The sequence below is a fragment of the Arthrobacter sp. M4 genome (genome assembly GCF_020251205.1).
Taxonomy (GTDB): Bacteria; Actinomycetota; Actinomycetes; order Actinomycetales; family Micrococcaceae; genus Arthrobacter.
Map to the genome: position 1 here is coordinate 1 of NZ_JAIWYX010000014.1, position 25,167 is coordinate 25,167.

The window sequence follows — 25,167 nt, forward strand, 5'->3', positions numbered from 1 at the left end:
TCAGCCCCTCCCCGGATCAGCAGGCCCCCGGGGACTTCCCGCAGCACTGGCTCGATGAGTCCGTATTCGGGCCGCGGCGCGAAGATCACAGCGACGCGGACGGCGCCCTCTGTGCAGTGGATCCGGCGGACCAGCGCTCCGGGGGCGCCCGCGCCCAGGTCGTGGCCGCGGTTCCCGGCGCCCATGATCAGCCCGTCGGTGACGGTCACCATGCCATTCCGGGTGCGGTAGGTGGTCTCGAGGACCATGGTGGGGCCCGCATAGCGGCGGGTGCGCGAGGTCTCGCCGTCGGGGCGGATCGACCAATACCCGGCCTCGTCCCCGAGCAGGCGGCCGAAGATGGCCGGGCTGTCGAAATGCGGGAAACAGAGCCAGTCCACTGATCCGTCCGAGCTGACCAAGGCAGCGGACCTACAGTCCGAGAGAACGGCATACTCCGTGATAGGGCGACGGCTCATTCTCCGACCTCCCTTCCGTATGGCAAACAATGTCCGGAATTCCGGTTTGAGCGGGGCCGGTCGGCTGGCGGTGATCGCGCCGACGGCCGGAGCCGCGCTGTTCAGCCTGAGTTTCGCGAGTTCACGTGTCTGTCCCGCCTCACCCCGCCCCTATAGGGCTTCATCCCGCTCGGGGCATCACGCCGCGTGCGGAACGGACAGGATCCCCAGATGATCCGGCACATCAGAACGGACCGCGGCCAAAAGGCTTCGGCTTATGAACATTGGCGCGCCGGGTCCTTCATTTGTCAAGAGAATCCTGGGACGGCCTCCGTTATGAATCTTCGCCTTACTGCCCGGTTACTTGCAAAGAGGCGTTCCGGACGTCAGCATTCCTTGGATCTGGCTCAGCCTAAGAGATTAGTCAGCACTCTTTCTACCGCACCATCGCCAAAGAGCCCGTCAGGCGGATCCTGTTCATCTATCCGGGGAAACGGTAGCGGCCATTTTCCTCGTTGCCAATCCGTGGGGTGGCCGAGAATCGGACGGCATGGTCAGATACGCCGAGACGAATTGACATAGTCACATGATCGAGGATAAACGCCGGGAACGCCTGTACAACGAAGGGAACCGCTTCACAGGTGGCGACGAAAAGCTGGCCCCAGGGCGCAAGATTCAGTTTTGATGTTTTGCCGCTTTTGACAGTGAAGACATCAAAGATTCTTTTGTGTGCGCTTATGAGGCGTCGGTGGCGCTGAAGACTGGTAACCGGGGCTGCTAGCGCTGGTTTTCAGGAGGGTTTGAATTGCGCGGCCAAAGAGTTGTGCGCGGACGTCCACGTCGTCGGCGGGCTCCTATGCAAGCAGCCTGGCTAGCCGCTTCGGCCAGAGTATGTGAACACCGGTGGTTGAGAACGAGCCGCCGATCTGGGGCCAGTCGGCTTCGACGAAGCACAGCGCCCCCGTGACGGGTGCATCCCCGGCGAGGTGCCGCACGGCGTCGACCTGCTTGAGCACTCCGTCCACCAGCTTCGTGCAGTCGCGGCCGCCGACGAGGACCTTCTCGTTGCGCGGCCGAATGATCCCGCCCTCGATCTTTAACTCGGGCCGCCCCTTGTAACGCTTGGCGTCGACTACCCAGATTCCCAGTGGGATCTGCTCTCTGCCTCCATCAACCAACGCATCGCGGACGCGGTTGAGCGCCTGTGGACGATGATGCTGTTTGTGGCCGGAACCATGCCCTAGGCGAAGCCGGAGCCATGTTCGGTTTCGAAATCCACTCCAACGCAGTACGCCGGCAGTAGTCACTGGAGCGTCGGCAGGACAGCTGTCATCAAACAACCGATATCTTTAGTCCCTTTCGCTCGGCTACCTGCAGACAAATTTATTCAGAGCATCTGGAGTGTCCGGTAAGGGATCGTTGAGCGGGCCTTGCTGGGAGCAGTTTCGCTGTGTTCATCGGCCCACGTCTGGGCGCCTTTGCTAGTACCAGTACCGGCGCCCAGCGAAGATGGGACGATTGAGCGCGCCGAGAATAAGCAGGATGACGCCAATGGCCAGCACAATCCAGCCGATGGTGGTGAGGATGCCGATGTTGAGTAGCCAGCCGGCGATCAGCAGAACAAGTCCCAGGACGATCATTTCTTTCCTCTCGCATTGTCGAGCAAGTAAGTACCCTTACTAAATCAAGATTACCTGAACGGTGAGGAAATGAGCAGGCTGCTAAACCCTTGCCCTGCCTACAAATCACACTGCCTTGGCCGGCATGATTACCCAGCCACCTGCTGCCGCACCCTGCACAAGAAGGTCCCAGGGATCTTCTCCCGAGACATGGTTCGCCAGCATGCCATCGTTGCGTATATAGACATCGGCCGCCCCATCACCGACCTGGATTTGAAGGAAACCGCCCGGATCTTCTAACACAACATGGGGATCTAGAACTTTGCGCATCGCTTCCTCGCCGAAAGAACCGGAGTCTCCGCTACCCAATGTTTGGAAGAACACGTCAAACACCCATACAGACACCATCACACGCCGCCGCGCAATGCCAGTCAACCCAACTCACCGATCCGTGTCTGGTGTGCAGCAACAAATGCTCGTCTCGCTGGAAGGCTATACTCGTGACGAAGCAGTACTTCAAGCGGCGTTGGGATGAATCCCGTGGCGATGAATTCGACATGTGGGGCGAAGCTACGTACTACTTCGCGGTGGGCGACGATGGCCTGCTGGCGCGTCAGGTCGAGGTTTACCAAAGCGGGCCTACGCTGAGTTACGGTCCAGATCGTCCTGAAGACCGCTTTGGCTTCTTGGGACACATCCGACTGGACGAGGTCGAAGACTGGACACCGTGGGCCATAACTCAGAGCGAGTTCGAGGCCATCTGGGCGATCGAGCAATGATGGTGCCTCCCACTGGCTCCGAGAGCTCGTCCGGTCGAGTCCCGGCTTGCCACTGGAGCTAACCAGTCCGCCTTGGTAGCTTCAACGCATGGCCATCAAACTTGAAAACGTGGGTATCGCCGTTCGCGATCTCGAAGCAACCATCGCCTTTTTCACAGACCTCGGGCTTACGGTCATCGGTCGTGATACGGTCAGCGGCGAGTGGACCGATATCGCCGTCGGGCTTGATGGCAACCACGCCAACATTGCGATGCTCCAGACCCCAGACGGTCATGGTCGACTTGAGCTCTTCGAATATATCCACCCCGATGCGATCGAGACGGACCCCACTCGTCCCAACGACATCGGCATGCACCGCGTGGCCTTCTCGGTCGACAACATCGACAAGGCCCTTGAGATAGCCGCGAAGCACGGATGCCATCCGCTTCGCGGCGTGGCAACCTACAAGGACATCTACAAGCTCACATACCTCCGAGGTCCCAGCGGCATCCTCGTGATGCTTGCCGAGGAGCTCAAGAAGAACTGACAGTCGGATCGGCGATGGGCCCTCCGGAGGGGGAACTGATGGCCTCTGACCTTGGTCACTCAGTCAGAGTGTTTGTAGTTGCTGGCCGGTTCCTACCTTCCGCCCTCGAGGTGTCGAATTCAGCCAGATTTGCCCCACCAAGTCATTCTCAGCGGGTTCCAGACATCCGATCGACCAGGAATTCGGCGTCCGCGCCAACCCCTGAGAGCAGGCCTGACTTGAAGGTGTGCATCCAGTGCAGCCCAAGGAAGTACAGGCCGGGAACTGGGGTGACGCCGCGCTGTTGGACCGGGCGGCCGCGCTCATCGAAAACCGGAATCCTGACCCAGCCGTAGTCGTAGGCGTACCCCGTCGCCCAGATGATCGTGGTGATGCCCTCATCAGCAAGGCTGAGCGACTCGACCTCTTGCACACGGGGAAGAGGACCCGGTTCCCCAGGCTCTTCCTCGGCAAACTCATCCTCGACGCCTTTGTTGATGAAGTCCCGTACCGCCGTCAAGAACCCGGCGTAAGCCTGATCGGCCTCATCGAGGATCTGATTCGCATTGGCCTGCACCCTGAACTCGCCGTCGGAAGCTGCGATGACCCTGCCGATCACCTTCGCGCCAGCTGCCGCGAGCTTGCGAACGTCGACGTCGTAGCCGCCGTCCACTCCCGTCAAGACCGACGACGGCGGGTACTGACGGTCGGGAAAGCTGTCTATGGTCTGCGCGAAACGTCCAAGCGCCTCGAACCACCAGTAGACATCCTTACCCCGAAAGCGCCGCGGGACTCGCCGGTGCCTGCTCACCGAAAGGTAGACACGGCGCCCGGCGCGCAGCAGCTCGTCTGCGATCTGGGTCCCGGAGGCGCCGCTGCCGACGACCAGTACAGCACCTTCCGGGAGGGCTTCGGGGTTCCGATAATGCGTGGGGTCGAGCTGCATCACCGAGGGTGAGACCTCGCGCGCCAAGTCGGGGATCCGAGGAAGCTGGAAGGGCCCGGTGGCGATCACCACGTTCCGCGCGTGGATGGAAGTGTCAGCCAAGGACAGCTCGAAGCCCTCATTCCCGTCGAGCGCAGCGAGAGCCCGGACTTCGGTGTGTTTACGCACGGGCGCTCCCACACGCCCCGCGTAGTCCTCCACGAGACGAACGATCTCGCCGTAGTGCGCAAAGCCCTCGGGATCATGCCCCTGGTATGTGTAGCCAGGCAGTTGCAGGGTCCAGTTCGGGAACTGAAAACGAAGGGAGTCCCATCGTTCGGTTCGCCAGCGTTCGCCGACGCGCCCACGCTCCAGGACGATGTGCTCCCGCCCTTGCTGCTGCAGCACCCGGCTCATCGCGAGCCCGGCCTGACCGCCTCCGATAACAACGATGTCCTGCTGTTCGTGCATGCTCAGCTCCTAAGAACCGGCGGACACACTGAGCGTATCAGCGGCACAAACACACTGGCAGCAGCCAGAACCGGTGGTTCCAATATTGCAGGCACGGTCACCACAGAACACGGTCAACACAGACACGAAAAGCGGAACCACCACGGCCCGTTACTTGGGACCGCCGAAACATTCCCGGCCCCCGCTATCCGTGAGCCTCGAGCCGCTCCTTGAGCCGCTTGTGGCTCGCCGGAGCACCTCGCGACGCGAGCTGGCGTACGGCGGATACGAGTGCCTTGCCGAAGCCGTGCCCCTCGAAATCGAGCTCGAACGTCACCCGGGACCTTTCGCCGTCGTCGAGCGGTTCGACGTCGATACTCGCGTGAGGCCGGATCGGACCGTCGACGCCGTGGGCGGCGAACCGACGGGGCGGCTGGACCTCCGTGATCTCCTGGGTCATCGTTCGCTCGTTGGGGCCGATCTTGCGGGTGGTGGTGAACCGCGACCCCACTTCCATGCCGCCCGTTCCCTCGAAGTGCACCTCGAGGACGTCAGCCTGCCACTCCGGGAAGTGCAGGGGGTCGCTCGCATACGCAAAAACTTCATCTGGCCGACGGTCGATTTCTATGGTGTTGGTAAGTGCTGACATGGCTCCTCCTTCTCCTCCATCGTCCCTCCGTTCAAGCGAATTCGGACCCCTGGGGGCCTGACCTCAATCGGACGATTCCCGTAACGGTTGACACGACTCCCATTACGTGACTTTCCGACGTTAGCTGCAGTCAAGGTAAGGGTGTTGACACGCATTAGTAACGCGCGTAACCTAACTCACACGTTCCAAGTAACGCGCGTTACTCACAAGGTTTCCGCGGGATAGTAAGACGGGCCGTGAACAACACAGAAGCACGGGCGCCCACCAGCACCCGAAGCACAGCAGCCAAAGCACAGCAGCACCACCCGAAGCAACACCCGCACACGGCACCACCCGAAGCAACACCCGCACACAGCACCACCCGCAGCACAGCAACACCCCGCACCACCACTAGCAAACAAAGCGCCAGCCACCCGGCCGGCGTCAACGGAGACCACCGGAGCATTCAATGGCGAAGCGCAGCCCCAACACCAAGTCCGCAGCAGTGCGGTCGCGGGGCGTCACCATGAACGACGTCGCGAACTACGCAGGCGTCTCCCGCACCACGGTCTCGTTCGTCCTGAGCAACCGGGCAACCGCCAATATCTCCGATGAGACCCGGGCCCGGATCTTCGAGGCAGTGCAGGTCCTGGGCTACCGCCCAAACGCCGGCGCCCGCGCCCTGGCCTCCCAACGGAGCGACTGGTACGGCCTGGTCACGGAGATCGTGACGGCACCATTCGCCGTCAACATCATCAAGGGCGCCCAGGACGAGGCATGGCGGGACCGTCGGTTCCTGCTGATCGCGTCCACCGAACAAGGTGCCGGCACCCCCGGACCGGCAGGCCAAGGCAGTAAAGGCATGGAAGATGCCGCCATCGAAAAGCTGCTGGAGCAGCGCGTCGAAGGACTCCTCTATGCGGCAACCTGGCACCGCGGCATCGACATCCCGGACATCGCCCGCGAAGTTCCAACAGTCCTTATCAACTGCTTCGACTCCAAAGGAGAACTACCTTCAATCGTCCCCGACGAACGGGCCGGCGGGCGCCGCGCCACAGAGCGGCTTCTCGCCGCCGGACACACCCGAATCGGAATCATCAACCTAGACCCTGACATTCCTGCCGCCGTCGGACGCCTTGAAGGGTGCCGCGAAGCGCTCGCCGAGGCGGGGCTGGAACTCGACCCGGGCCTTGTGGTCTCGGGACACGCGACGGCGGACGGCGGCTACGCGGCCGCCAGCACCATTCTGGACCGCGCCGGCTGGGGAAAACGCTCAGTCGGTGGAAGCAAAGGCAGGCCGACCGCGCTTTTCTGCCTCAACGACCGAATGGCGATGGGCGCCTATGACGCCATCAAAGAACGGGGCCTGACCATCCCCGGAGACATCGCCGTAATCGGCTTCGACAACCAGGAACTCATTGCGGCCTACCTCAGGCCAAAACTGACCACGGTTGCGCTGCCGTTTGAACAAATGGGCGCTCTGGGAGTCCGGACGCTCGCTGCTCTGACAGCAGGACAGCCGATCGCTGCCGACCAGCAGCTGGTCGACTGTCCGCTGCTAGAACGCTCCTCAGTCTGACCGCGAAATCACCACTGATGAGCAAACCCCAACCACCTTTCAGCATCTGCTGCGAAAAGAGGAAGAGAAAACCATCATGACACAATCCCGGTTCCTGAGGTCTGCCCGCATTACCGCGGCCGGCCTCGCCGTCGGAGCGTTGCTCCTGACCGGCTGTGCCGCCCAAGGCGGCAAGACCGCCGGTTCCGCGGACGCCGCCAACCAAAACGCTTTCCTCACCATCCCGCGCGAGGACATGGGAACGTTCGTGCAGAACTTCAACCCGTTCGCGCCCACAGTCAACCCGATGGTCCAGCAGTCGATTTACGAGTCATTGCTGGTCTTCAATCCCGCCAAGGGAAACACGACGCCGTGGCTCGCCACTGAATGGGACGTCGCCAAGGACGGCAAGTCCATCACGTTCACGCTACGGGACGGCGTCAAGTGGTCGGACGGCAAACCGCTGGTGGCCGATGACGTTGCCTATACTTTCGAGCTGCAAAAGAAGATCAAGGGCGGCTTTGATTACCTGGAGTCAGTGGCCGGCGAGGCCGGAAACAAGGTGAAGTTCACCTTCAACAAGCCGTGGTCACCTGCCCTGTACGACGTCGGCCAGCTCACCATCCTGCCCAAGCACATCTGGTCCACCTACGCGGACCCGGCCAAGGAAGCCAACGCCAAGCCCGTAGGCACCGGCCCGTACACGGAGATTGACAGCTTCCAGCCGCAGTCCTTCGTGCTGAAGAAGAGCCCCAACTACTGGCAGCCGGAGAAGCAGAAGATAGCCGGCATCAAGATGCTCGCCTTCGCAGGGAACGACGGCGCCAACCTCGCCGCAGCGAACGGCGACGTGGACTGGGCCCCGCAGTACATCCCCAACATCGAGAAGACCTACATCGCCAAGGACAAAGACCACCGCCACTACTGGTTCCCGCCGACGGGCGCCATGATCAACTGGCAGCTGAACACCACCAAGGCACCGTTCAGTGATGCAGAAGTTCGCAAAGCGCTCAGCATGGCCGTGGACCGCGATTCCGTCACCAAGATCGGCATGAGCGGTTATGCGAAGCCCGCAGACTGCACAGGACTTTCCGGCAACTACGAGACCTGGAAGGACAGCAAGGTCAAGGACAACTGCACCTGGACCAAACTGGATGTGGAGGGCGCCAATAAGCTCCTGGACCAGGCCGGCTACGCCAAGGGTGCCGACGGCAAGCGGACGCTCAAGGACGGCAAGCCGTTCGAGTTCAAGATCTCCGTCGGCGCTTCATCATCCGACTGGCTGTCCGTGGCCAACGTGATCTCGCAGAACCTGGCAGAAATTGGCGTCACTGCCAAGGTGGATTCACCGGACTGGGCGGCCGTCGTGGCCGGCTATGAGACCGGCACATTCGACTCCGGCATCGTCTGGAGCGCCAACGACCCCAGCCCGTACAAGTACTTCAACACCTCCATGGGCAGTTCTACGGTCAAGCCGGTAGGCACCAAGGCGTTCGACAACTACCACCGCTTCGGCGACCCCAAGGCTGACGAACTGCTGAGCCAATTCGCCGCCACGGGTGACGAAGCCAAGCAGCACGAGATCGCCAACAAGCTCCAGGAGGAGTACAACGCCGTCGCACCGCTGGTTCCTTTGTTCTCCGGACCGGAGTGGGGCGCCTACTCGGACACGCGATTCACCGGCTGGCCGACCCAGGACAACCCGTACGCGACGCTCTCCGTCAAGTCGCCCACTACGGTCCTGGTGTTGACTTCGCTGGAGCCCAAGTCCAAGTAAAGGCATTCTCCAACCCCGCTGCCCGGCGGCCCGGCACTGTGGCTGAGCTACCGCCGTCGAGCCCCAAGCGCCCGCCGGGCAGCGAACCATCCACTTTTCACGCTTTACCCGAACGGAGGAAACCGTGCGCTTCATCCTGCGCCGCCTGGGTTTCTACCTGATCGCCTTCTGGGTCTCCATCACCCTGAATTTCCTGCTCCCGCGTTTCATGCCAGGCGACCCGGTTTCGCGTATGTTTGCCCGTTCCCAGGCTCAGATGAAACCCGAGCAGATGGACCAGTTGCGCAAGATGCTCGGCGTCGACGACCGTCCGCTGTGGGAGCAATACATCGACTATTTGCACAACCTCTTCACGGGCAACATGGGCACGTCCATTTCCCGATTCCCAACCCCCGTCACCGAGGTCATCGCGTCCCAGATCGGCTGGACGCTCCTGCTGGGCGGAACAGCACTGGCGTTTGCCGCCGTCGTCGGCAATCTGTTGGGAGTCTTCGCCGCTTGGCGGCGCGGCGGGGCCATCGACTCGGCCCTGCCGCCGCTGCTGATCTTCATTGGCTCCTTCCCGTACTTCTGGCTCGCGATGGGCGCACTGTACCTGTTCGGGGTGGTGCTGGGCTGGTTCCCGCTGCGGCACGCGTTCAGCGACACATTGCAGCCGGATTTCAGCTGGGAGTTTGTGTCCGACGTCGGCGCGCACCTTGTGCTGCCGGCCCTCACCATCGTGCTGGTCACCATCGGCGGTTGGATGCTGGGCATGCGCAACACAATGATTGCTACGAATGCCGAGGACTACATCACCATGGCCGAAGCCAAGGGACTCCGGCCAGGACGCATCATGTTCCGCTACGCCGCCCGTAACGCCATGCTCCCGTCGGTGACCAGCTTCGGAATGAGCCTTGGCTTTGTGGTGGGCGGTGCGCTCCTCACTGAGGTGGTGTTCGCGTACCCGGGTGTCGGGTACCAGCTGCTCAATGCCGTGCAGGGCCTCGATTACCCACTCATGCAGGGGCTGTTCCTGACCATCACCGCGGCCGTGCTCTTGGCCAACTTCCTGGTGGATGTCCTCTATGTCCGTCTCGACCCCCGCGTTCGCGTCAGCTAGGCGCACGGCTATGAAGGAAGCAGAGTAATGACCGCTTCACTGGCATCAACCCCCACGGATCCGGCCATCCTGTCACCGCAAGCGGTGACGCCGGGTTCCGGAAAGTACGACGACGACAGCTCCGGCGGTTCGGACGCCCCGGGCGGCGCCGCGAACCCGGGAGGCTCGGGTGTTTCCGGCGGTCGCTGCCGCGCAACTCGACGATCGTTCACGCAGGGCCTGCTGACCAACAAGAAGGCCCTGGCAGGCACCGCGATCCTGTTGTTGTTCATCGCGTTGGCGCTCCTGGCACCTGTGTTGTTCCCGGACAATCCGTCCAAGATCACGGGTATGGCCTCCGAGGAACCGTCAGCTGAGCATTGGCTGGGCACCACGGCCAAGGGGCAGGACGTCCTGGCACTGACCATCCACGGCGCCCGGAGTTCCCTGCTTGTGGGTTTGACCGTTGGCTTGGCCTCCACGCTCATCGGCATCGTGGTGGGACTGGCCTCCGCGTACTTCGGCAAGTTCGTGGACGAGGCCCTGTCCGTCACCACCAACGTATTCTTGCTGCTCCCAGGTCTGCCGCTCCTGGTGGTGCTGGCGGCCTTCCTTCCGCCCGGCCTGGGCACCGTGATTGTAGTGCTCATTGTGACAGGGTGGGCAGGCTCTGCAAGGGTATTGCGATCGCAGGCCCTTTCCATCCGGTCCAAGGATTTCGTTGCGGCGGCAGTGGTTTCCGGCGAGGGACCGCTGCGGATCATGTTCCGGGAAATCCTGCCGAACATGGCGTCGAACGTGATGAGCACACTTCTGGGCTGCGTGATTTTCGGCATCGGGGCGCAGGCCGGGCTTGAGTTCCTGGGCCTCGGCGACGTCAGCACCGTGTCCTGGGGAACCAACCTGTACTGGGCCGGTAACGAGGGCGCTCTGCTGACGGGCAGTTGGTGGGTATTTGTTCCTTCGGGTCTGTGCATCGCCCTTGTTGCATTTGCGCTGGCACTCATCAACTACGCCGTGGACGAGGTAACCAATCCGCGCCTCCGCAAGATCCGGGCCCCCAAAGACCGCGTGCCGAAGACAGCTGCACACAAGTCCGGCTCCTCACACAGCAAGGCAGCACAATGACCATTTCCCAAACCTCATTCGGCTCCCATGAGCCCGTCCTGGAAGTCCGGGACCTTACCGTCCAGTACATCGGCGACGTCCGTTCCACCACCGCCGTCGACCGTGTTTCCTTCGATATCGGCGTTGGGGAGGTGTTCGGTTTGGCTGGCGAGTCCGGCTGCGGCAAATCCACCATCGCCAACTCGATCATGCGCCTCCTCAAGGAACCGGCCAGGATCGCGGGCGGCAGCATCCGGTTCGGCGGTCGCGACGTGCTGGCCATGAGCCAGGAAGAGCTGCGGCGTTTCCGCTGGCAGGACGTGGCAATGGTGTTCCAATCTGCCATGAACTCCCTGAACCCCGTTTTGACCATAGGCGAGCAGATCACGGACATCTTCACCACGCACGCTGGTTTTTCACGAAAGGAGTCCCTCCGCAGGGCCGGTGAATTGTTGGAACTGGTTCGTATTGATCAATCGAGGCTCAAGGCGTATCCCCATCAGCTGTCCGGAGGCATGCGGCAGCGCGCGGTCATCGCCATGGCGGTGGCACTCAAACCCTCGCTGCTGATCCTGGACGAGCCCACCACTGCCCTGGATGTGGTGGTGCAGCAGGAAATCATGGCCCAAATCAAGGAACTCCAGCGTGAACTGGGCTTTTCCGTCCTTTTCATCACGCATGACATGTCGCTCATGGTGGAACTCTCGCATCGGATGGGCGTGATGTACGCGGGGCGGATCGTGGAAACCGGGAAGGCCCACGACGTCCATAACAATCCGCACCACCCCTACACCCAAGCCCTAATGGGGGCCTTCCCGCCACTCACCGGGCCCCGGGTTCAGCTCAGGGGACTGGCCGACGGCGTGAAGTTCACCAACATCCCGGACCTTGAAGAAGTGGGGCCAGGCCACTACGCGGCCCCAGTACCAGCAACCTCGGTAGTCGGAACCACCGGAACCACCGGAACCGTCGGAACCGGGACCCCCGGAGCCACTGCCCCGATCCTGGAAGGAGCCAGCCGATGAGCCGGCATGCTGCCCCCGGAGCCACGCACGCCCCCGGAACCAGGCAAGCCCCCGGACCCACGGAGGCACCCGGAACGACGCAAGCCCCCGCAATCACCGAAGCAGCCGCCCTCGAAGTCCGTGGTCTCACCAAGACGTTCCCCATCGGCGGCCTCTTCTCGCGCAGCTCAGTACGCGCACTCGGCGGCGTGGACCTGAGCCTTGGCCGAGGCGAGATCGTCGCCTTGGTGGGGGAGTCCGGCTCCGGCAAGAGCACCCTTGCCCGCTGTGTGGCGCGGCTGGAAAAGCCGAGCTCCGGGCAAATCCTGCTTGACGGCGTCGACGTCCTCAAGAGGGACCGTTTCCAGGCCTCCAAGCACTACCGATCCCAGCTCCAAATGGTGTTCCAGGACCCGTTCGGCTCGCTGAATCCGGCCCACCGGATTGAGCACTTCCTCCTACGGTCGCTGCAGATCCACGGCAAGGCGGGCTCCTCCTCGCAAACGCAACAGCGGCTGGAAGAGCTCATGACAACCGTCGGCCTGCAGGCGGACATGCTGCACTCGTACCCCCACGAGCTGTCAGGCGGCCAACGGCAGCGCGTAGCCATTGCCAGGGCGCTCGCCGTGGAACCGCAGGTCATCCTGGCCGATGAGCCCACCTCCATGCTGGACGTTTCAGTCCGAATTGGCGTGCTCAACCTCATGGGCAAGCTTCGGGACAAGCAGGGTATCTCCATGCTCTACATCACGCACGACCTTGCCTCCGCACGTTACCTGGCCGACCGCATCGCCGTGATGTTCGCCGGGGAACTGGTGGAGGAAGGGGAGTCCCTGGAGCTCTTGGCGAATCCCGCACACCCATACACCCAATTGCTGGTGTCCGCCGTGCCGGATCCCGCCCGTGCAGGCTCCTACGATCCCGTCCAGCGGGCCAAGCTGCGGCAGGCCGTCTTGGCGTCAACGTCATGCGCGTACGACGGCGACCCGGACCAGCCCTGCTCCGCCGAGAAGCCGGTGCGGCACCGCGTCGGCACTACTGGCAACGACGGCAAGAACGCTCACTGGGTGCGCTGCCACCTCTACCGTCCCCGCTCCGGAGCAGCGAGCAACGCGCTCACTGTAGAACCCATCTCCGCGTAGAACCAGTCGCCGCCGAGCCGGACGGCACGCTTCCCTTCAATAGAAACAAAGGCTTCCATGACAGAACTGACCCATCCGCTGGCCACCGTGCCCCGGGACGAGCTCGTTGCCCGGGCAGAGGCAGACCCTCTGCGCCCCCGCTTCCACTTCGTGTCACCCGCTGGCTGGCTCAACGATCCCAACGGCGTCAGCCAGTGGGACGGTACCTATCACCTCTTCTACCAGTACAACCCGGATGGCGCGTTCCATCACCGCATTCATTGGGGCCACGCCACCAGCCGCGACCTCGTCAACTGGACGGACCAGCCTGTGGCGCTGTCGCCGTCGCCCGCTGATGACAGCTCCGCCGCGGTTGAGCAGGTCATTGACGGCGGGACGACCCCCGACTGGGACGGCTGCTGGTCCGGCGTTTTGGTCAACGACGGCGGCACGCCCACCATCGTCTACTCCGGCCGGCATGGGGACCGCGAACTGCCGTGCGCCGCAGTCGGGAGCCCGGACCTACTCACTTGGACCAAGGTGCCGGAGAATCCGGTAATCGCCGCGCCGCCAGCAGGGGTGGACATCACCGCCTACCGCGACCACTGCGTTTGGCGCGAGGGCGAGCGCTGGCGGCAGTTGGTCGGCTCCGGCATCCGCGGCCGTGGCGGCACAGCGTTCCTCTACGAATCGGCGGACCTTCGGAGCTGGGACTACATTGGACCGCTGTTCATCGGCGACTCCTCTGTCGGCGACCCCGCCAGTCCGGACTGGACGGGCACCATGTGGGAGTGCGTTGACCTCTTCAGGGCCGACGGAGGTGCAGCGGCACCCGTCCCCACACCGAGCGCTTCGGAGCCAGGCGGGACTGAGACAGTCCCGGACTCGCACGTCCTGGTCTTCTCGGCTTGGAACGACGGCGTAACCCACCATCCCCTCTATTGGACGGGCCGTTACGCTGGCGACACGTTTGAGCCCCACGACCTGCACCGGCTCGACTACGGCGGTCGCTACTTCTACGCCCCGCAATCGTTCCTGGACGAATCCGGCAGACGGATCATGTTTGGCTGGCTTCAGGAAGGCCGCAGCAACGAAGAGGCCATCGAGGCCGGCTGGTCCGGCGTGATGAGCCTGCCGCGTGTGGTCTCGCGCGATGCAGATGGATCGTTGTCCTTCGCGCCCGTTCCGGAGCTCACCGCGTTGCGCCGTGAGCACGTGAGTGTTCCCGCGGGGGAGATCCAGGCGCTCCTTTCCGAGGGAGCCATTGAGCCGCCGGGCATCGTGCCAGGCATCAACAGCCAACAACTAGACCTTGAACTCGAGCTGGAGCTGGAGCCGGGCGCTGTTGTACGGCTTGGGATTTTGGAGACACGGGACGCGGCCGGTAGCGCCGCCGACCAGCAGATCACCGAGCAGACCGCCAAGCAGATCACCGGGCAGATCACCGAGCCGATCGCTGGTCAGACCGCCGGGCCGATCACCGGTCAGACCGCCGGGCAGATCACGGAGCAGATGGCCGGTCAGACCGCCGGGCAGATCACGGAGCAGATGGCCGGTCAGACCGCCGGGCAGATCACCGAGCAGACCGTCGTCGAACTGTCCCGGAACCACCACGACGGCGGCGGCGCAGCTGACCACGGAACGCTCCGCCTCAACCGGAGCCGAAGCAGTGCTCGCGGCGAGGGCGGCCCGGATGCCACCGTAGACACCACTCCCAAGGAGGGCCCGGTCCCCATGCCTAACGGACGCGTGTCCCTGCGCGTCCTGGTGGACCGATCCGCCGTCGAAATCTTCGCAAACGGCAAGCCACTCACAGCCCGCGTGTACCCCCGGCTCGGCGGCGGAGGCATAAGCCTCCAGGCCGAGGGCGCAGCACGCGTGCACCGATTCGACGCCTGGACCATGGGCGAGATCTTTGGGGGTGAGCGAATCCTCTACCCCTGATTCCCCACGGCAACTTGTGATCAAAGGCGATCTGAATGAGCAAGCGAATGGTTTCCCGCATTACCGCAGCAGTTCTCAGTATCGGAGTCTTGGGAGGCAGCACAGTGATCGCACCTGCGGTACTGGCCGAGCCCGCCGTCGCTTTGGGGGGCGGCGGGCCCATCACCTTGGACAGCACCACCAGCCCCGTTCCCGACGTCGTCGGTGTCACCGGCGCGTGGACCCGCACCGCACAGGGCGGTTACACCGCGGCGGCGCAAGCGGAGCAGAATATCGCCGCCATCAGTGAGCAACTCGTGGACGGTACCGCGCGCTACACCGCGCAGGTAACGGTCGACGGCGGCACGCCGTTTGGCGTGGGAGCACTCCTTTTTAGGGCCTCGGCGGACGCGACCACGGGGTACGCGACCACGATCGACCCGAACCTTGATCGCGTGCGGCTCTTCGACCTGGCGACGGGCCAAGACGTGGCGACCCCTGCGTCAGTCCCGCTCAACGTGGGGCAGCCGTACTCCGTGGACGTGCACGTCGACGGTTCCCGGATCTACGTTGCGGTTGATGGCGTGGCCCGGATCGATGTCACGGACCACCGTTACTCCAGCGGCCACGTAGGCCTCCACGCGTACAACGGAACGGTAGCTTTCGGACCGCCGAGTGTCCGAAACGTGGACTCAACGGTCACAGGCTGGACAATTCCGGTAAGCGCGGGCGGCCCGGCGCCAGGTCAGTGGTCTGCGACGTCCACAGGACTTCGCGGGACGGCGCCGGCCGACACGAACATCCGGACCGTTGCCACGGATCAGGCTCCGGCGGACACCGATTTCACCGCCGACGTCCAGGTCAAATCCACGTTCGGCGTGGGTACGCTCTTGCTCCGGAGCAACGCCGAGGCGACTGCCGAATACGCTGTCGAGGTCGATCCGAATGCCGGGCGGCTGCGTCTCTACCGCATCGGGGACAACACCACGCTGGGAACGTTCGCTACGTCCATCCAGCTCAACAAGGTCTACAGGCTCCGCGTCACGGCAGTTGGTAATCAGCTTGCGGCATACTGGCAGACCGATTTCCTTGATCGCAACGGCTATATGCCCGTGATCACGGCTACGGACTCCACCCACGCCGCCGGCCACGTGGGACTTGGTGCCTACAACGGCACGGCAGTGTTCCAGGGGATGACGCTCAAGGGATTGGTTTCGCCGCTGCAGGGCTGGCGAACTGCCGCTGGTTCGTGGGAGCCGGACGTCCTCGGCCTTCGGGGAACCGCTGTGGCCGGCGACGCCGTGCGATTCCTTTCCGCGGCAGCGTCCGACGTGGTCGCGAGCCTGGATGTCACGGCCACCGCTCCGGCGACGGCCGCCGTCGTCGTGCGCTCCAATCCAGACGGCAGCGGCGGCACCGAGCTGCGCATCAATCCGGGCGCGGGCACTGTGATGCTGAGGGACAGGGGCACCGGAGGAACCTTGGTGAGCGGCACCATCCCGGCGGACAGCTTTGCCGGTCAGTCCGTCCCAGGGCAGGCCAATCGCGTCCAAATCACGGTTCGCGGCACGCAGGCGTCGGTCCTTATTAACGGGAGAACCGCCGTCGAAGGGCCGGCGGGAAGTGCCACGGGAACAGGCTTCGCACTGTTGGCCAGCGGCACCGCTTTCTTCCAGAATGTCCGGGCGGACGCTGTCGAGGACTTCATGAACGGGTTGTACCAGCCCGGCTATCACTACAGTCAGCAGTCGGGCACCAGCTCCGACCCCAATGGCCTGGTGTACTTTGACGGCGAGTACCACCTTTTTCACCAGGACCGCGGGCGTTGGGCGCATGCAGTCAGCAGCGACCTCCTGCATTGGAAGCAACTGCCCATCGCTTTGCCACACCTGGCTGCGGGGGAGTCATGGTCTGGTTCTGCCGTGGTTGACGCGGCCAACGCAAGCGGACTTTTCGCCGGGCAAGCCGGCGGCGGGCTTGTTGCGTTCTATACGTCCTTTAACCACGACGCCGCCAACGGTAACCAATCCATCCGTGCCGCCTACAGCCGCGACCACGGCCGCTCCTGGCAATTGGCACAGTCCCCTCCCGTGGTGGAGAACCCCGGCGGTCCCAATGGCAACTGGGATTTCCGCGACCCGAAGGTCACTTGGGATGCGGCGTCCGGGAAGTGGGTCATGGTGGTGGCCGCCTACGACAACATCCGCTTTTACACCTCCACGGACCTGCTGAACTGGACGTTCACCAGCGCGTTTGGCTACGGCGCGTGGGTGCGCGGCGGAGTGTGGGAGTGTCCGGACTTCTTCTCCATGCCTGTGGAGGGCCAGCCGGGAGTGTCACGCTGGGTCCTTTACTGGAGCACGGGCGCATCCCGTGCCACGAATGGTTCGGCCGCGCAGTACGTGACGGGCACGTGGAACGGGACCTCCTTCAGTCCAGATGTCCCCGCAGGCACGGTCCTCCAAGCCGATTACGGCCGGGACTTCTACGCCGCGATGAGCTTCTTCGGAGCGCCGAATGGCCGGCGGATCATGATCGGCTGGATGAGCAATTGGGACTATGCCTTCAGCCCACCAACAGGGCGTTGGAACGGGCAATTGAGCATTCCGCGCGAACTGAAGCTGGTGGACGTTCCGGGGCTCGGGTTGCGGTTGAGCCAGGAGCCAGTTCCTGAGCTCGCCTCGATCCGGAGTTCGGAGTGGCTGGCTTCGGACGTGTCCGTGGATCCCGGCTCGCCAAATCCATTGGCGGCATCCTCCGGGCGCTCCTTCGAATTGGAGGCGGAAGTGGGGATTCCGGCTTCAGGCGGGGCTGCGTCCTTCGCCTTTGGGTTGCGTAAAGGGAACGGTTCCACGGGAAACCAGGAGACTTTGGTGAGGTTCGACGCCGGAGCCGGCACCATGACGCTGGACCGCGGACTCTCCGGACGCGAGGACTTCACGCGGTACTTTGCAGGCTCCGCCGCGGACAATTCTTCGGCTCCCTGGGCCAGCGAGACAGTGGGTTCAGAGCGCCGCGTGAAATTGCGGGTCCTGGTTGATGCTTCCTCCATCGAGGTGTTCGGTGGAAACGGCACGGCTGCGATGACGTCGCTGGTGTTCCCGGACCCGTCCTCCACAGGGCTGTCCTTTAGCGCCCAGGGAGGCACAGCAAGGATTGTCTCTGTGGCTGTACGGCAACTGGGCGACGTCAGCCGACTCACCTCAGCGCCGCCGTCGAACCCATTGCCCCCGGCAGCAGGCACGGCCCGGCACAACCTCGGTACCTATACGGTGGTGCCCGGCGGGCGCTGGGAGAGCACGGGCGCGGGACTTGCCGGAACGTTCGACAAGGACTCCTCAGTCCTTACCCAAGGCACGTTTGCGAACGTCCGGGTCCAGGCGACAGTCCGCTTCGGCAGCGAACCCTACGCCGGAGCCATGCGCGGCCGGGAGTACGCTGAGCAGTACATTCCGGAACGCGGGTATGGCGGGGCCGGGTCCATCCTGCTGAGGTCGTCCGCGGATACCTCGAGCACCTACGCCGTGAACCTCGACCCGCAACTGCGCCTGGCAAGGGTGTTCAAGGTGGTCAATGGTGTGTTCGACCCGACCACAAGCATCATCGCCAGCGTCCCCGTAGCACTGAGCCACGGGGTGAGCTATGCCGTCGATGCTTCGGTGCTGGAGAATCGCATCACCCTATCCGTCGACGGCACGCAGCTCATCGACGTCACGGATACCCAGTTCTCGTCCGGACATGTAGGCGTCAACGTCTTCGACGGCCGCGCGGCCTACCAAGACGTGACCGTGACTGCGCTCCCGTAGGCCGTGACTCGCTCACCGAGGTGAGCGAGTGCGGCCAGGGAGCGGGCGCGGCCAGGGAGCGGGCGCGGCCAGGCGAGCGCCGGCACGTTAGACCGCGTCGAGGTCTGTTTCCAGCAGGGTAACCAGTGCGTCGAGGGCGGCGTCGGCGCCGTCGCCCTCGGCCCGCAGCACCACCACGTCTCCTCTCTCGGCGCCGAGCGTCATAAGGGACAGGATGCTGGCGGCGTCGACGGCGTCGTCTTCGGGTTCGCCAACTTTGGCGATGGTGACCTCAACCGGTTGCTCGCCGGCGGCCTCGGCAAAGAGGGCCGCCGGACGCGCGTGGAGACCGGAGCGGCTGGCAATAGTGGCTGTGCGTTCGGGCATTGTGGTGGTTCTCCTAGTGCGAATTTGCGGGGTTTAAAGGCCGAGTTCGTCGAGCACGGGAAGCTTTGCGCGCACCCAGGCACGGGCTTCCTCGGCACCCGGCGCGGACAGTGCCAGGCGGGCCAGTTCCTGGGCGTCCGCCAGGGTGACGGTCTTGAGGACCGCGGCGACGGCGGCAAGCGAGCGCGCGGTCATGGACAGCGTGGACACGCCCAACCCAACAAGCACGACGGCGAGGGCAGGGTCCGCGGCCGCCTCGCCGCAAACGCCAACCGGCTTGACGGTACCGGTCTCCGCCGACGCCTCAATGGAACCGACAACGGAGAGCTGCACGAGCCGCAGCACTGCGGGCTGCCACGGTGTGTTCAATTCGGCCAGGGGGCCAAGCTGGCGGTCGGCAGCCATGGCGTACTGAGTAAGGTCGTTGGTGCCCAGCGAAGCGAAATTGACGTTCCTTAGGACGGACCCCGCGGTGAGCGCGGCCGACGGGACCTCCACCATCACGCCGGGCGTCTGGATGCCCGCGGCCTGGCACAGCGACGCGAAGCGGGCAGCTTCCGCGGCCGTGGAAATCATCGGGGCCATCACCCACACATCGGCTTCGGACGCGGCGGCAGCCTGCGCCACCGCGAAAAGCTGGCGCTCCAGCACCCCGGGCGTGGTCCAGTCGGTCCGGTAACCCCGAACACCCAGGGCAGGGTTGGGTTCCGTAGCGTCGGTGAGAAACGGCAAGGGCTTGTCCGCACCGGCATCAAGAGTGCGCAGGACAACCTTCTTGCCGGGGAACGCGTCGAAAACTGCCTTGTACGCGGCCGACTGTTCTTCCACGGAGGGCTCGGTATCGCGCTCCAGGAAGCAGAACTCGGTTCGGAACAGCCCAACTCCCTGGGCCCCGAGCGCGGCAGCCGCCGTCGCATCCTTGGCGCCGCCCACATTGGCGAGCAGCGGCACCAAGTGGCCATCCGCCGTCGTACCGTTTCCGTCAAAAGCGCTCAGTGCGGCAGCGTTGTCCGCCCAGGCCTGCGCGGCTTCCTGCTGTTCCGCACCAGGGTCAAGGACGACGAGTCCGGCGGCGCCGTCCACGTACACTTCGGCGCCGTCGGGTATCTGCTCCACACCACGGGCAGCAACCATGGCGGGCAGTCCCAATGATCGGGCGATGATTGCGGTGTGCGACTGCGGCCCGCCCCCGGATGTCACCAACGCCAGCACCTTGGCGGGATCAAGCGTCGCGGTGTCAGCCGGAGCCAAATCTTCCGCCACAAGGATGAACGGCGTGTCCGACGTCGGGATGCCGGGCGCGGGGACGCCGCGCAGTTCCGCGACAATCCGGGCGCGCACATCCAGGATGTCCGCGGCACGCTCGGCCATGTAGCCGCCCAGGTTGTGCAGCATCTCCGACACCGAAGCGCCAGCTTCCCAGATGGCCCGCTCCGCCGACGTTCCGGCGTTGATGAGCTTGACCGCCGACTTCAGCAGCATGGCGTCCTTCGCCATCAAAGCCGTCGCCTCCAGGACAGCTTTGCCGTCCCCGCTCGCCATAGCGGCTCGCTCTTTGAGGTTGTTGTGTACGACGCCGGCAGCCGCCTTAAGCGCGGCGGCTGCGGTTTCCGGGCTGGTGTCCGCAGCCAGGCGCTCGCCGGCGGGTGGCTCGCTCACTGGGTGCGGCATATGGCGGATGGTCCCGATGATGCGTCCGGGGCTGACGCCCACTCCTGGGAGATTCTGCACTGAAGGTCCTCGGTTCTGTGGATTGAGTTCTGTGGATTGGGTTCTGCGGTGTGGGTTGTGCGGTGTGGGTTCTGCGGTTGGGTTCGTAGTTCTGCGGTGCGGGTTGTCGTGGATATGTGCTGTGTTGGTGCTGGGATTTCGCGGACGGCGTGCGGCGGCGCATGCCGTCGTGAACAAGTGCTGCAAAAAATTATGCTGTGAGCCAGTTCATATAGCAACGCTATAGGTGCTAGGGTAGCGGCTATGGGTTTCGATGACCAGCTCCCGCCAAAGACACGGCTGCTTCGCGCGGCGGCCGAGTTGCTGGCAAATTCGGAGGGGTCAGCGGTTTCCACGCGCCAGATCACCAAGCTTGCGGGGGTCACGGCGCCCACGCTCTACCACCACTTCGGAACCAAGGAAGGTCTGTTCGACGCGGTCGTATCAGCCGGCTTTGAGGAGTACGTGGCAGGGGAGCGGGATTTTGCACCTTCCGGGGAACCCCTGGAGGACGTAAGGCGAATGTGGGACAACCACGTGCGCTTTGGGCTCACGCAGCCTCACCTCTATTTGGTGATGTTCGGCAATATCCGCCCCGAAAGTCGCCCGAGCATCGTTGCCGATGCCGAGGCGCTAATGGAGGAGATGCTGAACAAGGCCGCGGCATCGGGCCAACTCAACGTGGCTCCCCGCGAAGCTGCCAGGAGCATCCTGGCAGCAAACGTCGGCGTCACGCTCATGCTGATCGCAGAACCGGTGGAAGACCGGAACCTCGAGCTCTCAACGATGACCCGGGATTCCATGATTTCCGCCGTGTCCACGGACAAAGCCCGTGGAGCCGCAACGGGAGACGCCGGCAAGTCTTCCGTCGTCGTTGCGGCCATCGCCCTGAATGCGGCACTGCAGGCCTCCCATTCGGACCAACTCTCCAGCTCGGAACTGAAGCTGTTCCTTGAGTGGCTTCACCGAATCTCCAGCAGCTCCTAAGGCTGCAATTTCTCGATCTATATCGAACTGACCCCGCGCCGCAGCGGGACACACGTTAGGAATACACATGGCAACAGAGACAGTTGCAAAACCGCGCACCAGCCTGCGCGTCGGTGTCCAGAAGTTCGGAACATTCCTCTCCGGCATGATCATGCCCAACATTGGTGCATTCATTGCCTGGGGCATTATCACCGCGCTCTTCATCAAGACTGGTTGGGTGCCCGTCCCCGAACTCGGTGGCTTCGGCAACAACGCCGCCGGTACGCCAAACGTGGGCCTTGTTGGGCCCATGATCACGTACCTGCTGCCGCTCCTGATTGCCTACACCGGCGGAAAGATGGTCTACGACGTCCGGGGTGGCGTGGTGGGTGCCATCGGTACGATGGGCGTGATTATTGGTGCCGGTATCCCCATGTTCATTGGCGCAATGATCATGGGTCCGCTAGGCGGCTGGACCATGAAGCACATCGACGCGATCTGGCACGGGAAGATCCGACCCGGCTTCGAAATGCTGGTCAACAACTTCTCCGCCGGTATTTGGGGCGCGCTCCTGGCACTGCTCGGCTTCTTCGGCATCTCCCCTGTGGTCCAGGCCTTCAGCCAGGCCGCGGGCAACTTCGTCCAGTTCCTGGTCCACAACGGCCTGCTGCCCCTGACGTCCCTGTTCATTGAACCTGCCAAGGTGCTCTTCCTCAACAACGCCATCAACCACGGTGTCCTGACCCCGTTGGGCATTCAGCAGTCGCTGGAGCAGGGCAAGTCCATCCTGTTCCTGCTCGAAGCCAACCCCGGACCAGGTTTCGGCATCCTGCTGGCGTACATGTTCTTCGGCCGCGGGGCTGCCAAGGCATCGGCTCCCGGTGCAGCCATCATTCAATTCCTCGGTGGTATCCACGAGATCTACTTCCCATACGTCCTGATGCGCCCGCTGCTGATCGTGGCTGCGATCGGAGGTGGCATGACGGGTATCGCTACCCTGGCCATCACGGGTTCGGGGCTCGTGGCTCCGGCCGCTCCGGGATCCATCTTCGCGGTGATTGCGCAAACCTCCCGCGACAGCTACGTCGGGGTCATCCTCGCTGTGGTGCTCGCGGCAACAGTTTCCTTTGTGATTGCCTCGGTGATCCTCCGGACGTCACGTAGCCGCGAAACTGAAGAGGACCTCCTCGTGGCCACCAGCCGCATGGAGGAGATGAAGGGTAAGAAGAGTTCCGTTGCTTCCGCACTGGTTGGTGCGGGCGGTGGTACCGCTGTACTGACCCGCCCCATCGAGAACATCGTCTTCGCCTGCGACGCCGGTATGGGCTCCAGCGCGATGGGCGCCTCCGTCCTGCGCAACAAGATCAAGGCAGCCGGCTACCCAAGCGTCAATGTCACCAACTCCGCTATTGCCAGCCTGAAGGACAGCTATGACGTAGTCGTGTCGCACCAGGACCTGACCGAACGGGCCCGGCAGGCAACCGCAAGCGCCGTGCACGTATCTGTGGACAACTTCATGAACAGCCCGCGCTACGACGAGATCGTGGAAATGGTGAAGTCCAGCCACGAGGGCGGGGCTGGCGTTGGAACGGCCGAAGCTGTTGCGCCCGCTGCCGGAGTGGCTGCCGGGGCCGCCGTAGCAGGCGGCGCACCTGCTGCGCCTGTTGCCGGTGGAGCACATGTTGCCGGGGCGCCGGCCACAGCAACCGCAAAGGACGTCCTGCGTCCGGACAGCATCGTCCTGAACGGTACCGCCACGGATCGTGACTCGGCGATCGATGAAGCGGGCCAGCTGCTGCTGGCGCGTGGCGCCGTCGACGAGGGCTACATCACTGCGATGCACGAACGCGAGGAATCCGTCTCCACCTATATGGGCAGTTTCCTGGCCATCCCGCACGGCACCAACGCCGCCAAGGACCACATCAAGCACTCCGCGGTGTCGTTCATCCGCTACCCGAACGGCATCGACTGGGCCGGCAAGCAGGTCAAGTTCGTGGTTGGCGTGGCCGGACTGAACAACGAGCACCTGCACATCCTGTCCTCGATCGCCAAGATCTTCACGGACAAGGAACAGGTGGCGCAGCTGGAGCAGGCCCAGTCGGCCGACGAGATCCTGGCCCTGTTCGGAAAGGTCAACGCATAGTGAAAGCAGTGCATTTCGGTGCAGGCAACATCGGCCGCGGCTTTGTGGGGCTCCTGCTCCACGAAGCCGGGTACGAGGTAGTGTTCGCCGACGTCGCTGACGCCTTGATCCACCAACTGGACGCGGCGGACAGCTACGAGGTCCACGAAGTGGGGGATCAGTCCGCGGTCAAAACCGTTGATAACTTCCGGGCGCTGAACTCGAGCACGCAGGAGGCCGCAGTCGTCGCGGAAATTTCAACGGCGGACGTGGTCACCACCGCGGTGGGTGCCAACATCCTGAAGTTCGTGGCTCCGGTGATCGCCCGCGGACTGGCCAGCCGGCCGGCGTCGTTGGCGCCTCTCCAGGTGATGGCGTGCGAGAACGCAATCAACGCCACCAACTTGCTGCGGTTCGAAATCGAGTCGGCCTGGGACAACGCGGCTGGCGAGCTGTCCGACGTCGCGGCCTTCGCCAACACCGCAGTGGACCGGATTGTTCCCAACCAAGAGCCAGGGCAGGGCTTGGACGTCACGGTGGAGACTTTCTACGAATGGGTGATCGACCGAACGCCGTTCGGGGATTCTGCACCGGTCATCCCCGGGGCGACGTTCGTGGATGAGCTGGGGCCGTACATCGAGCGGAAGCTGTTCACGGTGAACACAGGCCACGCTTCGGCCGCCTACTTTGGCTACGCTGCCGGGCTGGAGAAGATCTCCGAAGCCATGGCCGAGCCCGGAGTTGCTGGCAAAGTGCGTTCTGTGCTCGATGAGACCAAGCAGCTGCTCGTGGCTAAGCACGGCTTCCCGGAGCCTGAGCAGGAAGCCTACGTGCAGAAGATCCTGGGTCGTTTCAGCAACCCCTACTTGCCGGACACCGTTACGCGCGTGGGCCGCGCCCCGCTGCGGAAACTCGGCCGGCACGAGCGGTTTATCGGCCCCGCTGCGGAACTCGCGGAGCGTGGTGTCACCCCGGTGGCGTTGCTGGATGCGATTTCCGCTGCATTGAGGTTCGACGACGGCAACGACGACGAAGCGGTGGAGCTCGCCCAGGTCCTGGCCGAGTCGGACGCAGCCGAAGCGACGGAGCGAATAACTGGCCTTGCGGACACGCATCCACTGTTCCCGCAGGTGCAGAAGCTGATCGAGGCGCGGCAGGCCGAGGCGTAAGCCGTCACCGTCTCTCGCCAGAGTCCATAAAGTCACCAAGGCTTCGCAAGGACATAGGGGCCGTGCCCGCTTCGCGGTGCCCACCAGGCAGCCCCTATGTCCTCGCTGGGCGTG

The 25,167-nt window shown here is 63.7% G+C and carries 21 protein-coding genes; 13 read left to right on the forward strand and 8 right to left on the reverse strand.

Annotated elements, in window-relative coordinates; translation table 11 throughout:
* From LD110_RS18850 to LD110_RS18865, 4 genes are all read right to left on the reverse strand, one after another.
* A partial coding sequence (locus LD110_RS18850) for a trehalase-like domain-containing protein (RefSeq protein ID WP_225501063.1) occupies window positions 1-458 on the reverse strand: 458 nt, incomplete at its 3' end.
* Window positions 459-1,291: 833 nt separating this feature from the next.
* On the reverse strand, window positions 1,292-1,744 hold the full coding sequence (locus LD110_RS18855) for a hypothetical protein (protein ID WP_225501065.1): 453 nt from the start codon (window positions 1,742-1,744) through the stop codon (window positions 1,292-1,294).
* 174 nt (window positions 1,745-1,918) lie between these two features.
* Window positions 1,919-2,077, reverse strand: coding sequence for a hypothetical protein (locus tag LD110_RS18860; RefSeq protein WP_225501067.1), 159 nt, complete (start codon window positions 2,075-2,077; stop codon window positions 1,919-1,921).
* 105 nt (window positions 2,078-2,182) lie between these two features.
* The gene (locus tag LD110_RS18865) at window positions 2,183-2,449 is read right to left on the reverse strand and encodes a hypothetical protein (RefSeq protein WP_225501069.1); all 267 of its coding nucleotides are present in this window, start codon (window positions 2,447-2,449) and stop codon (window positions 2,183-2,185) included.
* Between the two features lie 107 nt (window positions 2,450-2,556).
* Here LD110_RS18865 and LD110_RS18870 point away from each other — a divergent pair, with 107 nt between their 5' ends.
* Entirely contained in the window at window positions 2,557-2,835 is a 279-nt protein-coding gene (locus LD110_RS18870; RefSeq protein ID WP_225501071.1) for a hypothetical protein, read from the forward strand.
* An 88-nt stretch (window positions 2,836-2,923) separates the two neighbouring features.
* The gene (locus LD110_RS18875; RefSeq protein ID WP_225501073.1) at window positions 2,924-3,361 is read left to right on the forward strand and encodes a VOC family protein; all 438 of its coding nucleotides are present in this window, start codon (window positions 2,924-2,926) and stop codon (window positions 3,359-3,361) included.
* 148 nt (window positions 3,362-3,509) lie between these two features.
* On the opposite strand, the gene LD110_RS18880 is transcribed toward LD110_RS18875, so the two are convergent.
* A complete protein-coding gene (locus LD110_RS18880; protein WP_225501075.1) occupies window positions 3,510-4,736 on the reverse strand; it encodes an NAD(P)-binding domain-containing protein in 1,227 nt (408 codons plus the stop codon).
* A gap of 184 nt (window positions 4,737-4,920) precedes the next feature.
* On the reverse strand, window positions 4,921-5,364 hold the full coding sequence (locus LD110_RS18885; RefSeq protein WP_225501077.1) for an SRPBCC family protein: 444 nt from the start codon (window positions 5,362-5,364) through the stop codon (window positions 4,921-4,923).
* A gap of 448 nt (window positions 5,365-5,812) precedes the next feature.
* Here LD110_RS18885 and LD110_RS18890 point away from each other — a divergent pair, with 448 nt between their 5' ends.
* From LD110_RS18890 to LD110_RS18925, 8 genes are all read left to right on the forward strand, one after another.
* Window positions 5,813-6,922, forward strand: coding sequence for a LacI family DNA-binding transcriptional regulator (locus LD110_RS18890; RefSeq protein WP_225501079.1), 1,110 nt, complete (start codon window positions 5,813-5,815; stop codon window positions 6,920-6,922).
* Window positions 6,923-6,998: 76 nt separating this feature from the next.
* Complete coding sequence (locus tag LD110_RS18895; RefSeq protein ID WP_225501081.1) at window positions 6,999-8,678, forward strand: ABC transporter substrate-binding protein; 1,680 nt, start codon at window positions 6,999-7,001, stop codon at window positions 8,676-8,678.
* Between the two features lie 124 nt (window positions 8,679-8,802).
* Window positions 8,803-9,780, forward strand: coding sequence for an ABC transporter permease (locus tag LD110_RS18900; protein WP_225501083.1), 978 nt, complete (start codon window positions 8,803-8,805; stop codon window positions 9,778-9,780).
* Between the two features lie 27 nt (window positions 9,781-9,807).
* Window positions 9,808-10,887 (forward strand): ABC transporter permease, encoded by a 1,080-nt coding sequence (locus LD110_RS18905; RefSeq protein ID WP_225501085.1) that lies wholly within the window; start codon window positions 9,808-9,810, stop codon window positions 10,885-10,887.
* Window positions 10,884-11,891, forward strand: a complete 1,008-nt coding sequence (locus LD110_RS18910; RefSeq protein WP_225501087.1) for an ABC transporter ATP-binding protein — start codon at window positions 10,884-10,886, stop codon at window positions 11,889-11,891. The genes LD110_RS18905 and LD110_RS18910 overlap by 4 nt, the downstream gene beginning before the upstream one ends.
* Complete coding sequence (locus LD110_RS18915; RefSeq protein WP_225501088.1) at window positions 11,888-13,012, forward strand: ATP-binding cassette domain-containing protein; 1,125 nt, start codon at window positions 11,888-11,890, stop codon at window positions 13,010-13,012. The genes LD110_RS18910 and LD110_RS18915 overlap by 4 nt, the downstream gene beginning before the upstream one ends.
* Before the next feature lie 57 nt (window positions 13,013-13,069).
* A complete protein-coding gene (locus LD110_RS18920; RefSeq protein ID WP_225501089.1) occupies window positions 13,070-14,935 on the forward strand; it encodes a glycoside hydrolase family 32 protein in 1,866 nt (621 codons plus the stop codon).
* Window positions 14,936-14,970: 35 nt separating this feature from the next.
* On the forward strand, window positions 14,971-18,720 hold the full coding sequence (locus LD110_RS18925) for a glycoside hydrolase family 32 protein (RefSeq protein ID WP_225501091.1): 3,750 nt from the start codon (window positions 14,971-14,973) through the stop codon (window positions 18,718-18,720).
* A gap of 87 nt (window positions 18,721-18,807) precedes the next feature.
* On the opposite strand, the gene LD110_RS18930 is transcribed toward LD110_RS18925, so the two are convergent.
* Together LD110_RS18930 and ptsP are read right to left on the reverse strand one after the other, a co-directional pair.
* The gene (locus LD110_RS18930) at window positions 18,808-19,086 is read right to left on the reverse strand and encodes an HPr family phosphocarrier protein (protein WP_225501092.1); all 279 of its coding nucleotides are present in this window, start codon (window positions 19,084-19,086) and stop codon (window positions 18,808-18,810) included.
* Between the two features lie 33 nt (window positions 19,087-19,119).
* The gene (gene ptsP, locus LD110_RS18935; protein ID WP_225501094.1) at window positions 19,120-20,817 is read right to left on the reverse strand and encodes a phosphoenolpyruvate--protein phosphotransferase; all 1,698 of its coding nucleotides are present in this window, start codon (window positions 20,815-20,817) and stop codon (window positions 19,120-19,122) included.
* Between the two features lie 243 nt (window positions 20,818-21,060).
* On the opposite strand from ptsP, the gene LD110_RS18940 reads away from it, so the two are divergent.
* The 3 genes from LD110_RS18940 (at window position 21,061) to LD110_RS18950 (ending at window position 25,053) form a co-directional block, all read left to right on the forward strand.
* Window positions 21,061-21,783 (forward strand): TetR/AcrR family transcriptional regulator, encoded by a 723-nt coding sequence (locus LD110_RS18940; protein WP_225501096.1) that lies wholly within the window; start codon window positions 21,061-21,063, stop codon window positions 21,781-21,783.
* A gap of 67 nt (window positions 21,784-21,850) precedes the next feature.
* Window positions 21,851-23,905 (forward strand): PTS mannitol transporter subunit IICBA, encoded by a 2,055-nt coding sequence (locus LD110_RS18945; protein WP_225501098.1) that lies wholly within the window; start codon window positions 21,851-21,853, stop codon window positions 23,903-23,905.
* The gene (locus LD110_RS18950; protein WP_225501100.1) at window positions 23,905-25,053 is read left to right on the forward strand and encodes a mannitol-1-phosphate 5-dehydrogenase; all 1,149 of its coding nucleotides are present in this window, start codon (window positions 23,905-23,907) and stop codon (window positions 25,051-25,053) included. The genes LD110_RS18945 and LD110_RS18950 overlap by 1 nt, the downstream gene beginning before the upstream one ends.
* The last annotated feature ends 114 nt before the right edge of the window (window positions 25,054-25,167 follow it).

Bases quoted from the DNA above. Each gene is read 5' to 3' on its own strand.
- LD110_RS18940 (WP_225501096.1), top strand. From the start codon at position 21,061: ATGGGTTTCGATGACCAGCTCCCGCCAAAGACACGGCTGCTTCGCGCG.
- LD110_RS18915 (WP_225501088.1), top strand. From the start codon at position 11,888: ATGAGCCGGCATGCTGCCCCCGGAGCCACGCACGCCCCCGGAACCAGG.
- LD110_RS18920 (WP_225501089.1), top strand. From the start codon at position 13,070: ATGACAGAACTGACCCATCCGCTGGCCACCGTGCCCCGGGACGAGCTC.
- LD110_RS18880 (WP_225501075.1), bottom strand. From the start codon at position 4,736: ATGCACGAACAGCAGGACATCGTTGTTATCGGAGGCGGTCAGGCCGGG.
- LD110_RS18905 (WP_225501085.1), top strand. From the start codon at position 9,808: ATGACCGCTTCACTGGCATCAACCCCCACGGATCCGGCCATCCTGTCA.
- LD110_RS18925 (WP_225501091.1), top strand. From the start codon at position 14,971: ATGAGCAAGCGAATGGTTTCCCGCATTACCGCAGCAGTTCTCAGTATC.
- LD110_RS18875 (WP_225501073.1), top strand. From the start codon at position 2,924: ATGGCCATCAAACTTGAAAACGTGGGTATCGCCGTTCGCGATCTCGAA.
- LD110_RS18910 (WP_225501087.1), top strand. From the start codon at position 10,884: ATGACCATTTCCCAAACCTCATTCGGCTCCCATGAGCCCGTCCTGGAA.
- LD110_RS18860 (WP_225501067.1), bottom strand. From the start codon at position 2,077: ATGATCGTCCTGGGACTTGTTCTGCTGATCGCCGGCTGGCTACTCAAC.
- LD110_RS18930 (WP_225501092.1), bottom strand. From the start codon at position 19,086: ATGCCCGAACGCACAGCCACTATTGCCAGCCGCTCCGGTCTCCACGCG.
- LD110_RS18895 (WP_225501081.1), top strand. From the start codon at position 6,999: ATGACACAATCCCGGTTCCTGAGGTCTGCCCGCATTACCGCGGCCGGC.
- LD110_RS18890 (WP_225501079.1), top strand. From the start codon at position 5,813: ATGGCGAAGCGCAGCCCCAACACCAAGTCCGCAGCAGTGCGGTCGCGG.
- LD110_RS18945 (WP_225501098.1), top strand. From the start codon at position 21,851: ATGGCAACAGAGACAGTTGCAAAACCGCGCACCAGCCTGCGCGTCGGT.
- LD110_RS18885 (WP_225501077.1), bottom strand. From the start codon at position 5,364: ATGTCAGCACTTACCAACACCATAGAAATCGACCGTCGGCCAGATGAA.